The following is a 15,654-nucleotide window of genomic DNA, read 5'->3' on the forward strand; positions in this document are numbered from 1 at the left end:
TGAGGGCACCAGACTGCACCTGCCTTCACGCCCGGCAACCCACCTTACCGATGCTGTAGGGTCAACGAGCGAATATCGTTCCCGGTCGGGGACTGGTGAATACGCAGCCCAAATTCATCCACCACCGCGAAAATATGGTCGAAGATGTCGGCCTGAATCTCCTCATATTCTGCCCAGACCACCGTGTTGGTGAAGGCGTATATTTCAATCGGCAAACCATTCGCATCAGGCGCTAGCTGGCGCACCATCAGCGTCATATCTTTGCGAATACGCGGATGGTTGCGCAGATATTCATTCAGGTAGGCGCGGAAGGTACCAATATTGGTCATCTTACGCAGGTTTAATACCGACTCCCCTTCACCGTTCTTCTGATTCCACAGACTAATTTCCTCATGTCGCGCGGCCAGATAGGGCTTCAGCAGCTTCGCCTGAATGAGTTTCTGCTGTTCCTGCTCGTCGAGAAAATGAATGCTGGTGGTATCAATATTCAGGCTGCGCTTAATGCGTCGCCCGCCGGAGGCCGACATGCCGCTCCAGTTGATAAAGGCGTCGGAGACCAGGGCCCACGTCGGAATGGTTGTAATCGTATTATCGAAATTGCGTACTTTAACGGTGGTCAGACCGATGTCCGTCACCGTGCCGTTGGCACCGTATTTCGGCATCTCCAGCCAGTCGCCGAGCTTGAGCATATCGTTGGCGGAAAGCTGAATCCCTGCCACAAGACCGAGTATCGGGTCTTTAAACACCAGCATCAGAACGGCGGCCATGGCGCCCAGACCGCTGATCAGAATCGCCGGGGACTGGCCGATCAGCAGAGAGATAATCAGTATTCCCACCAGGATGGCGCTCACCAGCTTGATGCCCTGGAAGATCCCCTTCAGCGGCAGCTGTGATGCGGTGGCCATTTTCTGCGACAGATTAAAAATCACGTCCAGCAGCGAGAAGAAGGAGAGCAGGGCATACACCATGACCCACAGCTTTGCGCAAGTTGTGAGAATTTCCGCCGCTTCGCTGCCTTTTTGCAGCCACAGTACCGCCTGGACGTTGACGATTATCCCCTGAAGGGTGAAGGCCAGACGGTGAAATAATTTATTCTGGGTAATGATCTGCAGCCACAAATGGCTGCTGGCCTGCGCGCGTTTTTCGAAAGCGCGAAGCACCACTTTGTGCAGAATAAAATGAACGATGATGGCGGTAAGAAAAATAATACCAAAGATAATCACTAAAGAGGTGGTGTGATTAATTTCAATGCCTAACTCTTCAACCTGAGCAATTAATTCCTGCATAACGTCTCCTGTATTGATGCAGCCCCATAATGGCGGCTGCGGATCTATTATGCAAATTCACTGGCTTATTTGGTGGCCTGGCAGACCTTTACCACCGGCAGGCACAGGCGGTGGCGGATGCACAGCGTCGCCAGGGCGAGCACCACCATCATCGCCGTTTCCACCATCAGGAAGACGTTCACCGCCTGGGTGTAATCCCCGTGATGGTTCTGCAGCGCGTGGAGCAAAATCGCGCCGAAAATGGCCGGGCCAAGCCCCAGCGCGGCCTGCTGCAGCGTGCTGAGAATGGCGCTCGCGGCCCCCGCGTCGTCAGGCTGAATATCGCGCATCCCGATGCGGTAGAAGCTGTTCACAATCAGCGCCTGCCCGTAGCCGACCAGCCCGGTCGCGGGCGCCAGCGTCAGGGCGGTATTCTCCATTCCCCAGACGCGGAACGTGGCGATCAGCGCCAGCAGGCCGGCAATCTGGATCGCCAGACCCGTCAGCAGAATGGTACTGGTGCTGTAGCGAGCAATCAGCCTCGGCGCGAACCACGCCGAAATAAAGTAGGTAACGCCCAGCGCGATAAAACTGTTTCCGGACTGCCATGGGGCCATCCCCAGACCGGTTTGCATGGTGAGCGCCATACAGAACATAAACCCGGACCAGACGCTGAAAAAGAGCATCGCAATCAGAATGCCAAAGCGAACGCTGCGAAGCTGCAGCAGGCGCGGCGGGATCAGCGGATGGGCATTCTCACGCTCCTTTTTGCGCGCATTCAGCGCCGTCAGCCAGCCCAGCGGAATAATGGCGAGAAGCATAACCTTCAGCGGCCACGACCAGTCCCACTGTGGGCCGAGCGCCATCGGGAACAGCAGGCAGCAAAGAATGATCGCCAGCAGCACGGTTCCGGTCCAGTCGATGCGTGACGGCGTCTCGCGACGGGTTTCGGGTACGAAATGGCGACTTAGCGCCAGCACCACCAGACAGATCGGCACGTTGATAAAGAAGGCGTTACGCCAGCCCAGCCCGGCGATATCCGCCGACACCAGCCAGCCGCCGCCCATCTGGCCGACGATAAACGCAATCCCGCCGATGCCGCCAAACAGGCTGATGGCCTTAGCGTGCGCCGTACCTTTCAGCGTCACGTGCAGGGTGGCAAGAATCTGCGGCACGATCAGTGCGGCTCCCGCCCCCTGAACGATGCGCGCGGCCAGCAGTTGTTCAATGTTCCCCGCCATCCCGCAGAGCAGCGAGGCCAGGCCAAAGCTCGCGACGCCCCACATGAACAAACGCCGGCGGCCAAAGTTGTCCCCCAGCTTGCTGCCGAGCGCGAGGCAGACGGCGAAGGCCACGCCATAAAGCGCGACGATGAGCTCCAGTTCGGTAGCGGTAGCGTGCAGCGAATGGGTGATGGCGTCCAGCGCGACGTTGGTGATTGAGGTATCAATCATCGGCAGCATCTGGCCGGTTAGCAGCAATATCAGGCCAGCGCGGCCCGGTGAAACAACTGACGTATTCATGGTAACTCCATTGCGTCATTCAACAGATGGTCGTAGCATCAACCATCTGATAAACGGGTACCAGTTCTTGCTTATACTGGTACTGGCACTACCATGCAGGGGGATTTATGGCCTTGATGTCTGAACCCGTCGTCTCACTTCAGGATGACACCCGAAAACAGCTGGGGGCATTTTTGCGCGCACGACGTGAAAGCCTCGATCCGCAGCGTCTCGGCCTGCCGCGCAGCGGTCGCCGCCGCACGCCGGGTCTGCGCCGGGAAGAGGTGGCGATGCTCGCGGACGTGGGCGTGACCTGGTACACCTGGCTGGAGCAGGGCAGGGACGTCAATCCGTCCAGCGCGGTGATGGCCGCTGTGGCAAAAGCGCTGCAGTGCACCCCTACCGAGGCCCGACACCTGTTTCTGCTAGCGGGGTTACCGCCGGGCGAAGCGCCGCAGGCGGTCTGCTGCGAGGGCATCAGCGAAGGCACGCGCCGCCTGCTGGATACGCTGATGCCGAAACCCGCCAGCATTCAGAAACCGAACTTCGATATCGTGGCCTGGAACGACAGCTTCGGGCATCTGATGGGCGTCGATTTCAATGACATTCCTCCCGAAGACCGCAACTGTATTTATTTGTTCCTCACGCATCCTGCGTGGCGCGCGCGCCTCGGCAGGCGCGACGACGTGCTGCCCATCTTTGTCTCCTATTTCCGGGCGGCGATGGCCGAACACCGGGGCGACCCGCTGTGGGAGGCCAAACTGGCGCGCTTCTTTGCGGTATCCGAAGAGTTTAAAACCCTGTGGCACCAGCGCAACGACGTGCGCGGCGTGGAGAACCAGCTCAAGCTGTTTACCCATCCCGAGCTGGGGGATTTTACGCTGCAGCAGATGTACTGGTATTCCGCGCCGCGAAACGGCTCGCGGCTGCTGGTGTATCTCCCGGTGGATGAAGCGGGGGAGCGGGCGATGGCGTGGCTGGCAGAGAAAAGTCGGTCATAATACTCATCGCCCGAGGGGGACTATTTCACTGTGCTCTTAGTACTGCCATTGTACCGAAAACCCAAGCGTGACGGGACTGGTATGCATCTCATCCGGTTTTACCAATGGCACACCTGCAAAAAGGTCATATCCCACGTGTCCTTTCACCCCGCGCACGCCTGCGGCCGCACCGAGAATGTGGGCCCCGCTCCAGTAATCATTTTCTGAGCCGCTGACTTCGCCGTAGTCTGCGCCAATATACGGCTGCATTCCCCATACCGGCAGATTCAGATTGATATCATTACGTAGATACCAGCCTTTGTCGGCATACAATGAGGACTCTCCGTCAAAGCCGCGTACCGTCCAGCGGTTGCCGATGGTGAACTTATCGGGCTGGGTAAGCCTGTCCGGAGTGGTCTGTTGTTTGAAATGCGGTTCATAGCTGAGGGCGAACTTGCCCAGTTTGAAAGGGAAACTACCGTCTGCGCTCAGCGTAATGATGCGCGCCTGCGCGTCGGCATTGCCCACTACCTCTTCAGCATCGGCTTCTTCACCAAACCACGGTGCGGCATGTTGATAACCTAAGCTTGCCGTAAGTTGACCAAATGGAAGATAGGCTAAGTGTTCCAGGCTAAGCAGCCAACTGCTGGTGTCCCGGTGCTGAACCTCCACTTCCATGTCGTTAAGATCGTAGCGGGTATCACGCTTGATCCCTTTAAAGCCCAGCGTGGTTTTCTGGCTCGCGCTGCGGTAAACCACGCGGTTAAGCGCGGCGGTCATTAACTTTTGATCGCTACTGTACCGGTAATCAAAATCACCGCTATGGATAGTCTGCGTCGTTCTGTACTGGCTGGCATAAAGTTCCAGCGCCCAGTATCCCCAGGGAACGGAGTAAAACGCCGAGGTATTATCGTTACGCTTGCCGTTTTCATTTTTGAAACCGCCGCCATACGCTACATAAAACATATCGTTGAGCGAGGTGGGGTTATCCAAATACAGTACCAGTCCGCCCTGATACCGTCCGGTATATTTACTACCAGAATCATCAAACCAGCTGCCCAGTCGCCAGACTTTACGCTGGTCGCGCTTGATCTCTACGCGGCTATCGCCGGGATTTTCCCCCGGCACCAGACGAATACTCGCCTGCGAACCGGGAATACGCTGCAGGTTTTCCAGCCCCTGTTCCAGACCGCGTAAATCGAGGAGGTCGCCCGCCCCTTGCGGGATGTTATTCCAGCGATGAACGGGGAGCCCACTTTGATCCTGAATAATGACATCACTGACACGTCCAGGCAGAATTCGCAGGGTTAACGTTCCCTTAAGCAAATTTTGCTCCGGTATTAATACACGGGTAGTAATAAATCCGTGGGATATTAATCGATTCTGCACGGCTGTATATATGGCTTTAATTCCTTTCACGCCGATACAGTTATTCTCAGCCTGACGAATAAAATCGCGAAAGGTGAGCCAGTTTGGAAGCGACTCCGTATTGTCGATCCTCACATGGAGAATGTCGTAGCAAACAGACTCTTTCGGAAGAACAAGAGCGTCGCCATGAGATGTACTTTCAGCTGTAAGCAGCAGCTTACCCGGAGGGGCGAGTTGTTCGTGTCGGGCTTGGTCCTGCTGCTGTATTGTTGCTGGTTCGGCATGAAGTAGAGAGGATTGCATTAAGCATAAGGACAAAAAAAGGAAGCTGAGAGCCGCTTGATAAATTTTCATTATAATTTAAAATTTCCGGAAATACCCATCACAGAAACATAGTTTGGGAATAAAGCCTCACGAAGGTGTGAGGCTTTATTATTTAAATGGAATTACGCTGCGATAGTGATGAAATAGCCGCCAGGATAATAAATAATGTCCTGAACAACATGGCCGTAATACTTATCACCAGGTTGATAGACAACTCCGTTTTCCCAAACACCATTACCTTCAGGGGTACCATTTGGCTTAATTGTGGTATTTCCACTATTATTCGCAGTGGCATTCGAACCTGGGTTGGTATTGATGTCATCAGCAGTGTTATTATCTGTACCTTGATTTGCTGCACCGGTCTCGTTAATAACGCCCATATTATTGACGTAGCCTGTGGTGTACACGCGATTGCCGGTAATATTACCGCTGGCTTCGTTGTTAACGCCGTTGGCTGTATTCAACGTAATATCACTTGTGCTAGTGATGTTACCACTGTTAGTCAGGTAGTTACTGATCAGAGTAATACCGTTATCGGCGGACAGCGTTCCCCCGTTGATGAGTGTTACCCGCTCCATCTGTGCGTTCAGTTTATTACCCGCCTTCATCGTTCCGAAGTTATACGCGGTACCTTGAGACCAGCCGTAGCTGCCCATTACGTTGAGATTAATGTCATGTGCCGCACGGATATCACCATTGTTGTCCAGGTTGTTCATCACGAACAGCGTGGCATCAGAACCAGCGTTGATCTGGCTACCTGCATCAGTCATTAGATAAGAGGTGGTGACGCTGATGTTATGGTCGGCGCTCATCACGCCCTTACCCCGGTTTTCCAGGCTCGTGGTGTTCAGATTGATATCATTCTTGCTGGCGATCGAACCGCTGTTAGACAGGTCTGCCAGTTGAAGATCCATCTGATTAGCGGTAATGTCGCCGCTGTTGTCGAACAGACTGCTGTTCATCTGCAGCGCCAGGCGACCCTCAGCCGAGATGGAACCGCTGTTCTGCGCGGGACCGCCATAGCTATACCAGCCAGTAGAACCGATGTTTAACATCATATTCTGACCCGCCTTAACGGTTCCGGCGTTCTGGAACGTGCCGGTCACGGTCATGTCGATATTGCCGGCAGCTTCCATCTTACTGGCAAGGTCAGAATAGTAGGACGTGCCGTACATAAAGAGGTCTTTATCGGCAGTGATGGTTCCGGACATATTATCCAGCGCACCATTAATTGAAACATAGCCGTTGCTGTGGATTAATCCATTGCGGTTAGAGAGCATGTTGTTGCCGCTCACCTGAATCTGGCTGTCAGATCCCACAGCCTGAATCACGCCGTTATCGTTATTCAGCATGGAGGCGCTGATCATGTTCCAGCCGTCCCCTGCTGAGATAAGACCATTATCGTTCGTCAGCGTGTCGACATTGATTGTCATCGCACCATCGGTTTCTACGCGGCCAGTGGAGTTGTTAAGGCTGGCAGCGTCAATATTGAGGGCCCCCTTAGCATTAATGCGGCCATGGGTATTATTCACGCCCTGCGCGTTGTAATTCCAGGAGGCGCGGCTGATAGTCAAATCACCATTGCTGATAATTTCACCGTCGCTATTGTCCAGCGAGTCAGCGATAATAAAGGTATTCTGGCTGCCCTGGATGGAGCCATGGTTGTTAACGGTATCTTTGCCGGATAGATTGACCTTTGCAGCTTTAATGACACCGGTAGTGTTGTCCAGCGTGTGGTCTGCGGCAACGGACACCATACCCTCTGAGGTAATTTGACCATTATGGTTCAGGACATCACCACCCATTACGGTAGCTGCATTTTTACCGCTGATATGTCCACCGTTGTTTTCGACCACACCATCAACGTTAATTGACAACGCGTCGGATGCCGTCAGGTCAGCATGATCGATATGTACGCCAACGCCGGTATCTGTGCCTTCCATAAAAATTTTATTCGCATACATGGAGCCCAGAGCAGAGACATCCAGCGCTACGTCAGGGGTATTGCTGCTGTCATACTTCTTCTGCACATGACCATTTTTATCGATGCGGTTGTTACCCGTTATGATGTTCAGTTCGTTAGCCTGAAGTTTCGCATTGACTTTCACTGAACGGGCAATAATGTCGGTGTACTGCGTAGAGCGGGTATCCATCCCTTTACCGGTGATGGTCACCTGACCTTTGCTTACATCAAGACCGTTAACATTACCCTTGTTATCGTATGTGGCAGTACCGGTAGTCAGTGTAGCGTGGTTGGTATTGATAAATCCGCAACCGTCACAGGTGATGCCTGATGGGTTGGCGATAATCACCTGGGCGGATTGGCCTGCCACTTCGACCATGCCGTTCAGCTGGCTCGGATCGGATGAGCGCACTTCGTTTAGGATCACCTTAGCGCTGCCGCTGGCCATATTAGCGTTGCCATCGATCTGACCAGCTAATTGGGTGTTGGTTACTGTGCCGCTGTTGTTAAGGATCACGCCTTTGCTGTCGACGTTAAATTCGGAATAAACGTTATGGGAAACCCCACCAGCGCTCGCCTTGTTGATATCTACGATGGTTGCGCCGCTTGCATCCGTATGGATAAGCGGTTTATCGGTATTACCTGCCACGATGGCTGCCTGAGCAGGCATGATCATGCCAAGTGCAAACATAGTCGCAAAGCAGGTTGGTGCCAGTTTGGCGTGCAATACCTTTGAATTAGAATGAGTGCTCACTGCATCTTTTTTTTTCATATATCTATCCTTGTAATTCCTTGAAAAATTTTTCCCATTCCCTTTCATGCGAAATGGGCACACATAAAAACATGCAGAATCTCGCTTCCAGAAATAGACATGTAACAATTCATGTAAAGTGCGTATTACTTAATGATGTTTAAGAGTGAAATAATTAGCGTAAGCACGAGGGAAAATAAGCGGGTATATTTATGAGGCTTATAAATTAGGATAGTGTGAGTTAATAACTGATTGATCTGAACTGGAAGGAAACATTTTATGATTATAAAATTATATGAAAAAATTCTGATGTAAGTATTTCTGTAGTGTTACAAATTATTTGACTTGTAACGGGGTGAATCTATACATAAAGACTAACTTAGGTAGCGGACATTGATGTTCCACGCTGAGTGATACGCTTCAAAGAGAGGCGGCGTTATGGCAATAGCATGATGGTCTGACGCGTGCTCAAACTCAAAGCGAAAAGGGTTCAGAATCCTGAGAGTATGCTGTATTGAAAGCAGGCACGCCGAAGCCCAGCGTGCCAGAGGAGATCAGCACTCGGTCAGAATCGTGCTCAGCGGCAGGCGAGACTTCGGCAGCGTTGCGTTGAAATCTTCAACGCTGTGATGCCCAACCGGCACCACCACCAGGCTGGTGAAGCCTTTCTCTTTCAGACCAAACTCTTCGTCGAGGATCGCGGCGTCGAAACCTTCAATCGGTACTGCGTCCAGGCCAAGCGCAGCAACGCCCAGCAGGAAATTGCCGACGTTCAGGTAAACCTGCTTCGCCATCCACTGGTCGTCATCTTTCAGATCCACGCGGTGCATGTCGGCGAAATAGGTGCGGCCCTTATGGTTTGCGGCTTTGGCTTCCGGCGTGTTGAAACGGCCATCGGCCTCTTCCTGATCCACGACGCGCTCCAGCCAGGCGTCATCCATCGCGGTTTTCGCGCAGAACACCACCACGTGAGAAGCATCCAGCATTTTGCGTTCGTTGAACACGTAGGTACCCGCGGCAGATTTCGCCACGCGCGCTTTACCTTCCTCGGTGCTGGCCACAATGAAGTGCCACGGCTGGGAGTTGGTGCTGGACGGGCTGTACTGCAGCAGGGTTTTGATTTTTTCCGCTTCTTCTGCGGTCAGTTTTTTGGCTGGGTCGAACGCCTTGGTAGAGTGGCGTTTCAGGGCGACAGAAATGATATCCATAACAACTCCTGGTGATGAAATTCGCCCGCTCTCGGGCGCGAAAGGAATGCAGATTACAGCGGGACGCGGAAAAAGATAAGTGCAATTCGAGCGCTTAATCTGTTCGTCTCAGACGAACAATCAGACCGGCCGGATCCACTTCTGGTCTTTTTTCGGCAGCTTATCGACCACCAGATTCCACGAATCCGCTATCAGGTCGGCGACCAGTTCAGGTGTGATGTCGTCAGTGCCGTAAAGCGAAATCCAGTGTTTTTTATTGAGGTGATAGCCCGGCTCAACGCCGCGGTAAATTTGCTGATTTAACAGGGATTTTTCTGGGTCTGACTTCAGGCTGACGTGCGGTCGTCCGCGTACGGTGGCCATCAGCATAAAAATTTTCCCGCTTACCTTAAAAACGTCGTACTCGGGGCCGAACGGCCAGCAGTGTTCGGTGAACGGCAGCTCCAGCGCCACGCGTTTTGCATGCTCCTGCAATGCTTTACTGTCCATCGTTCTCTTCCTGGGCAAGCCCGCGCCACATCACCTCAAAGCCGAGCGCTTTAAAATCAACGGCGCGGGAAGGGTCGCGAGTGGCAAATTCCATCGTAGATTCGGCCAGCGATAAGAAAAGCGCATCGCCAAACGTTTTAAATTCATCTGACATAAACACCTGACGCACCGAGCGGCGGCAGAGCTCATGCAGCTCCGGGAACATCTCTTTCACCGCCTGTTCCGTTTCGGCGCTCAGCTTTTCACTGACGCCAATCTGGCGGATAGCAGCATGGGCCACGGGGTTACGAATACCCCAGTCCACATAGCTGTTCCAGATATTGCGGGTATGTTCTTTTGGCAGCGTAATGGTGCGATCGAGGTTTGCCAGCATGGCCTGGCAGAGATCCTGCTTCAGGTGCAGATAGAGGGCATTCAGCAGATCGTCTTTGGTAGCAAAGTAGCGGAACAGGGTGCCTTCGGCGACACCCGCCTTGCGGGCAATTAACGCCGTTGAGGCGGCAATACCTGACTGTGCAAACGCCACCGTTGCGGCTTCCAGTAAGGCCTGTTTTTTATCTTCACTCTTCGGACGTGCCACTAAATTTTTCCCCCTGTCAATTATAAAAACCCTGATTGAAACACGTGCTTTGACACGCTGCAACGCGGAATGTCAAAGATCGAAAACGTCTTGACGACTTTATCATCATATCTATAATGAGTGCTTACTCACTCATAATCAAGTTTACCCCGCGCAAACTATCGGATGGGGCGCGTTTTCGGGTCTGGATATGAAAAAACCTCTCTTCATCTGCGTGGTGTTAATCATGATCATAGCTTCAGCTGCGAGTTTACCGTTTGTTCTGAATGCCGGATTCGGCCAGCCACCGCAGGGTGAGCAGCTCACTGAAGTGGAGGCCTCTCCCCAGTATCGCGACGGGAAATTCCACAATACGCTGCCGACGCCGGGCTATAACGGCGACAAAAATATGCTGGTCGCGACGTGGGATTTTCTGACCAAAAAAACCGAAAACGCGCGACCGGCCCAGCCGCTGCCGCTGGTGAAAACCGATCTTGCGAGCCTGCCGCTGGAGCAGGACACCCTGGTGTGGCTCGGCCACTCCTCGTGGTACCTGCAGCTCGCGGGCAAACGCATCCTGATTGACCCGGTGCTCAGCAACTATGCCGCGCCGTTCTCGTTTCTGAATAAAGCCTTTGCCGGGGAGTATCCGTGGCGCGCTGAAAGCATGCCGGAAATCGACCTGCTGATTATCTCGCACGATCACTACGATCATCTGGATTACGCCACCATCCGGGCGCTACTGCCGAAGGTGAAGCGCGTGGTGACGCCGCTGGGCGTGGGATCCCATCTTCGCTACTGGGGGATGAAGCCAGAGATTATTGCCGAGCGCGACTGGAACCAGTCGGTGCGCATCAGCGATGAACTGACGGTGCATGTTCTGCCGGCGCGCCACTTCTCCGGGCGCGGCATCAAGCGCGATAGAACCCTGTGGGGCAGCTTTATGTTCGTCACGCCAGAGCAGAAGGTTTATTACAGCGGGGATTCCGGCTACGGCCCGCACTTTAAGGCCATCGGCGAGCAGTTTGATGGCGTGGATGTCGCCATCATGGAAAACGGCCAGTACGACCAGGACTGGAAGTACATCCACATGCTCCCGGAGGAAACGGCGCAGGCCTCGGTGGATCTGAACGCGAAAGCCGTGGTGCCCGGGCATAACGGACGCTTCGTGCTGGCGAAACACGCCTGGAACGATCCGCTGATCCAGCTGGCGCGCGCCAGCAAGGACAAAAATTATCGGCTGCTGACGCCGGAACTGGGTGAGCCCGTGCGGGTGAGTGACACCGCGCAAACCTTTCGCGCGTGGTGGGAATAATGTTTAAGCGAGAAGCAGAGGGGGACAGCAGTATGACCATTTCCGCTCAAGTCATCGACACTATCGTCGAATGGATCGACGACAATCTGCACCAGCCATTACGTATAGAAGAGATTGCCCGCCACGCGGGCTACTCGAAGTGGCACCTGCAGCGGCTGTTTATGCAGTACAAAGGGGAGAGCCTGGGGCGCTATATCCGTGAACGCAAGCTGCTGCTGGCGGCGCGCGATCTGCGTGAATCCGACGCCCGGGTGTACGACATCTGCCTGCGTTACGGGTTTGACTCGCAGCAGACGTTTACCCGAATCTTCACCCGCACGTTCAACCAGCCGCCTGGTGCGTACCGCAAGGAGAACCACAGTCAGCCGCACTGAGCTGTTTTCCGCCCTGGCGGGTCAGGAAAATTGCCATCACAGGCCGGGTAAGGCGAAGTCGCCACCCGGCTTTTTTATTGGCTTACGACGCCAGTGAAAACCAGCGGCGCCAGACGAAACGCAGGACGAAGAATTCGATGGCCCCCAGCAGTAAAAACCACACGCAGAACAGAATGGTGTAAAGCTGGTTCAGATCGACCATGTGAAAGGTCTGAACCAGCTTCTGCGCCAGCACCAGACCCAGCGACGGCGCGGGTAACAGCAGGCAGGAGAGCAGGGCCAGCAATAAAATGCCGCCTGCCGTAAGCAGCGATTCTAACGGGTGTTTCATCGTAATGTTAATCGTCAGTTAAAAATGTCATTGTCCGGCATCCTGTAACGTAAAGCAATATCAGCGATTCAGGCGTTATTGAATAAAACGAAGATATTATTTAGCGAATAAATAACAAAATACGACCCGGCATTTATATTAATATCGCGTTATGTAAATAAACGTCTTTATCAGGAAAATAATTTTACAAATGTATAAGTGCTATAACCAATTAACGTGGCAATAACAATGGCTGCGATAATGTATAACGCCAGGCGACGCCCGCGATAAATACCAAACATGGATCCTCCTCGTTTAGATTTGGTTTAGAAATATTTTGTAAAAATTGGCTCATCAAAATAGTTTTAAGCAGTTTTGAATAACCGAGAAGTCATTATATTGCGGTAGATCAATTTTACCCGCAAGACTTTAAAATGAATTTATTTATGCCCGAAAGGAATTCAGGCTTCTTTTCACCGGATATTGAAGGAAAAATACGATGACCGAGAAAAAATTATCCCCAAACGTGCCGCCTTCCGGCGGGCTGGCATATCAGCAGACCACAGAGCAGGTGCTTGCTCACATGAAGAGCCAGGCCAGCGGTCTGGACCGTGCAGAGGCGCAGGCGCGTCTGCAAAAACATGGCCCCAATGCGCTGCCGGAGAAAAAAGGCAAGCCTGCCTGGCTGCGTTTTTTGGCCCATTTTAATGATGTCCTGATTTATGTCCTGCTGGCCGCCGCCGTATTAACGGCAATCATGGGCCACTGGGTTGATACGCTGGTTATTCTGGGCGTGGCGGTAATCAATGCTTTAATTGGTCATATCCAGGAAAGCAACGCGGAAAAATCCCTGAAGAGTATTCGCAATATGCTCTCCAGCGAGGCGCGCGTTATTCGTAACGGCAACCACGAAACGATACCTACAACTGAAATAGTCCCGGGCGATATTATTGTATTACGCGCGGGAGATCGTATTCCGGCGGATATGCGTTTAATCGAAGCGCATAATTTACGCGTGGAAGAGGCGATTCTGACCGGTGAATCCACCGTGGTGGATAAACACGTTAATCCGCTGAGCGGTGAACTGCCGCTGGGCGATCGGACCAATATGGTCTTCTCCGGGACGACCGTAAGCGCGGGCGGCGGCGTAGGCGTGGTCACCGCGACCGGTAAGGATACGGAGCTTGGCCACATCAACCAGATGATGGCGGGCATCGAAAAGCACCGCACGCCGCTGCTGGTGCAGATGGACAAGCTGGGTAAAGCGATCTTCGCCATTATCCTGGCGATGATGGCCGCGCTGTTTGTCTTCAGCCTGGCGTTCCGCGAGATCCCGATGGGCGAGCTGCTGCTCTCCCTGATTAGCCTGGCGGTGGCCTCCGTGCCGGAAGGCCTGCCGGCGATTATCTCCATCATCCTCTCCCTGGGCGTGCAGGCGATGGCGCGCAAGCGGGCAATTATCCGCAAGCTGCCGACGGTGGAAACCCTGGGCGCGATGACCGTGGTCTGCTCGGATAAAACCGGCACCCTGACCATGAACGAGATGACGGTCAAAGCCATTATCACCGCTGACGCCTGCTACCGCGTGGACGGCAACAGCTACGAGCCGGTAGGCAATATCTACCTGGAAGGCAGCGATGAGCCGATCCACATCCAGCCGGGCGCCGTGCTGGAGCAGTACCTGCGCACCATCGACCTGTGTAACGACAGCCAGCTGATCCAGGACGAGCGCGGCCTGTGGGGCATCACCGGTGGGCCGACCGAGGGCGCGCTGAAGGTGCTGGCGGCGAAGGCCAGCCTTGAGCCGGTCATGACCACGCTGGTTAACAAGATCCCGTTCGACTCGCAGTACAAGTACATGAGCACCCACTACCAGATTGGCGGTGAGGAGCAGATCCTGATCACCGGCGCGCCGGACGTGATTTTCGCCCTGTGCAACGAGCAGCAGACCCGCAACGGCGTGGAAGCCTTCAACCGCGCGTACTGGGAAAGCGAGATGGAGCGCTATGCGCGTCAGGGGCTGCGCATGGTCGCCGCGGCGTTCAAGCCGGCGAACGGTGAGCAGGAACTGACGCACGACGACCTGAGCCACGGCCTGATCTTCCTCGGTATCGCCGGGATGATGGATCCGCCGCGTCCGGAAGCCATTGATGCGATTAACGCCTGCCAGCAGGCGGGGATCCGCGTGAAGATGATCACCGGGGATCACCCGCAGACGGCGATGAGCATCGGCAAGATGCTGGGGATCACCAACAGCGAGCAGGCGGTCACCGGCTACGAGCTGGAGAAAATGGACGACGCCGCGCTGGCGGAAGCGGCGGTGAAGTATGACATCTTCGCCCGTACCAGCCCGGAGCATAAGCTGCGCCTGGTGAAAGCGCTGCAGGACAAAGGCGAAATCGTCGGCATGACCGGCGACGGCGTGAACGATGCCCCGGCGCTGCGTCAGGCTGACGTCGGCATCGCGATGGGCATCAAGGGCACGGAAGTGACCAAAGAGGCGGCGGACATGGTCCTGACGGACGATAACTTCGCCACCATCGCCAGCGCGGTGAAAGAGGGGCGTCGCGTTTACGACAACCTGAAGAAGACCATCCTGTTCATCATGCCGACCAACCTCGCGCAGGGTCTGCTGATTGTGATTGCGCTGCTGGCGGGGAACATCATTCCGCTGACGCCGGTGCTGATTCTGTGGATGAACATGGCCACCTCCGCCACGCTCTCCTTCGGCCTGGCCTTTGAGGCCGCCGAGCGCAACATCATGCGCCGTCCGCCGCGTCAGACCGGGCAGCACGTGATGGACGCCTACGCCGTGTGGCGCGTGGCCTTCGTCGGCACCATGATTGCCATTGCCGCCTTTGCGCTGGAAGCCTGGCTGGCCCCGCGCGGCCACAGCGCGGAGTTCATCCGCACCGTGCTGCTGCAGATGCTGGTCTGCGCCCAGTGGGTGTACATGATTAACTGCCGCAACACCGAAGGGTTCTCCCTGAACCGCGGCCTGCTGGCGAATAAAGGGATCTGGCTGGTGACGGGCGTGTTGTTCCTGCTCCAGGCGGCGATTATCTACCTGCCGTTGATGCAGATGTTGTTCGGCACCGAAGCGCTGCCGCTGCGCTACTGGTTTGTGACTCTGGCGGTGGCGGGCGTGATGTTCTTCGTCGTCGAAGTCGAGAAGCGACTGACCCGCAGGTTCCGTCAGGCTGCATAACCTTTTGCCCTCACCCTAACCCTCTCCCACAGGGAGAG

General features: G+C 54.5%; 12 protein-coding genes. 4 read left to right on the forward strand and 8 right to left on the reverse strand.

Annotation, left to right across the window (positions count from 1 at the left end; genetic code table 11):
* Positions 1–44 precede the first annotated feature (44 nt).
* Entirely contained in the window at positions 45–1,286 is a 1,242-nt protein-coding gene (locus SPG90_RS01185; protein WP_033144837.1) for a mechanosensitive ion channel family protein, read from the reverse strand.
* Between the two features lie 65 nt (positions 1,287–1,351).
* Positions 1,352–2,788, reverse strand: a complete 1,437-nt coding sequence (locus SPG90_RS01190; RefSeq protein ID WP_322407847.1) for an MFS transporter — start codon at positions 2,786–2,788, stop codon at positions 1,352–1,354.
* 107 nt (positions 2,789–2,895) lie between these two features.
* Here SPG90_RS01190 and SPG90_RS01195 point away from each other — a divergent pair, with 107 nt between their 5' ends.
* Entirely contained in the window at positions 2,896–3,768 is an 873-nt protein-coding gene (locus SPG90_RS01195) for a helix-turn-helix transcriptional regulator (RefSeq protein ID WP_045400818.1), read from the forward strand.
* Positions 3,769–3,804: 36 nt separating this feature from the next.
* Here SPG90_RS01195 and SPG90_RS01200 read toward each other — a convergent pair whose 3' ends face one another.
* The 5 genes from SPG90_RS01200 to SPG90_RS01220 all read right to left on the reverse strand — a co-directional run bounded on the left by SPG90_RS01200 (position 3,805) and on the right by SPG90_RS01220 (position 10,430).
* Positions 3,805–5,469, reverse strand: a complete 1,665-nt coding sequence (locus SPG90_RS01200) for a ShlB/FhaC/HecB family hemolysin secretion/activation protein (protein WP_322407848.1) — start codon at positions 5,467–5,469, stop codon at positions 3,805–3,807.
* Positions 5,470–5,561: 92 nt separating this feature from the next.
* On the reverse strand, positions 5,562–8,174 hold the full coding sequence (locus SPG90_RS01205; protein WP_248168821.1) for a filamentous hemagglutinin N-terminal domain-containing protein: 2,613 nt from the start codon (positions 8,172–8,174) through the stop codon (positions 5,562–5,564).
* Between the two features lie 533 nt (positions 8,175–8,707).
* Positions 8,708–9,361 carry an oxygen-insensitive NAD(P)H nitroreductase gene (nfsB, locus tag SPG90_RS01210; protein ID WP_248161505.1) on the reverse strand — a complete coding sequence of 218 codons (654 nt, stop codon included), beginning with the start codon at positions 9,359–9,361 and terminating at the stop codon, positions 8,708–8,710.
* A gap of 120 nt (positions 9,362–9,481) precedes the next feature.
* Positions 9,482–9,850 carry an MmcQ/YjbR family DNA-binding protein gene (locus SPG90_RS01215; protein WP_239632046.1) on the reverse strand — a complete coding sequence of 123 codons (369 nt, stop codon included), beginning with the start codon at positions 9,848–9,850 and terminating at the stop codon, positions 9,482–9,484.
* Positions 9,840–10,430, reverse strand: a complete 591-nt coding sequence (locus SPG90_RS01220; protein ID WP_126302930.1) for a TetR/AcrR family transcriptional regulator — start codon at positions 10,428–10,430, stop codon at positions 9,840–9,842. The genes SPG90_RS01215 and SPG90_RS01220 overlap by 11 nt, the downstream gene beginning before the upstream one ends.
* A 190-nt stretch (positions 10,431–10,620) precedes the next feature.
* On the opposite strand from SPG90_RS01220, the gene SPG90_RS01225 reads away from it, so the two are divergent.
* Positions 10,621–11,724: an MBL fold metallo-hydrolase gene (locus SPG90_RS01225; protein WP_322407849.1), complete on the forward strand. Its 1,104-nt coding sequence runs from the start codon at positions 10,621–10,623 to the stop codon at positions 11,722–11,724.
* Positions 11,725–11,756: 32 nt separating this feature from the next.
* Positions 11,757–12,098, forward strand: a complete 342-nt coding sequence (locus SPG90_RS01230) for a RamA family antibiotic efflux transcriptional regulator (RefSeq protein WP_032668308.1) — start codon at positions 11,757–11,759, stop codon at positions 12,096–12,098.
* An 82-nt stretch (positions 12,099–12,180) separates the two neighbouring features.
* Here SPG90_RS01230 and SPG90_RS01235 read toward each other — a convergent pair whose 3' ends face one another.
* Complete coding sequence (locus tag SPG90_RS01235) at positions 12,181–12,429, reverse strand: DUF1158 domain-containing protein (RefSeq protein WP_013097677.1); 249 nt, start codon at positions 12,427–12,429, stop codon at positions 12,181–12,183.
* Positions 12,430–12,907: 478 nt separating this feature from the next.
* Between SPG90_RS01235 and SPG90_RS01240 the strand changes: the two genes are divergently transcribed.
* Positions 12,908–15,616 (forward strand): cation-transporting P-type ATPase, encoded by a 2,709-nt coding sequence (locus SPG90_RS01240; protein WP_322407850.1) that lies wholly within the window; start codon positions 12,908–12,910, stop codon positions 15,614–15,616.
* The last annotated feature ends 38 nt before the right edge of the window (positions 15,617–15,654 follow it).

Origin of the sequence: Enterobacter sp. D2, from assembly GCF_034427575.1 — a bacterium.
Lineage (GTDB): Bacteria > Pseudomonadota > Gammaproteobacteria > Enterobacterales > Enterobacteriaceae > Enterobacter > Enterobacter cloacae_M.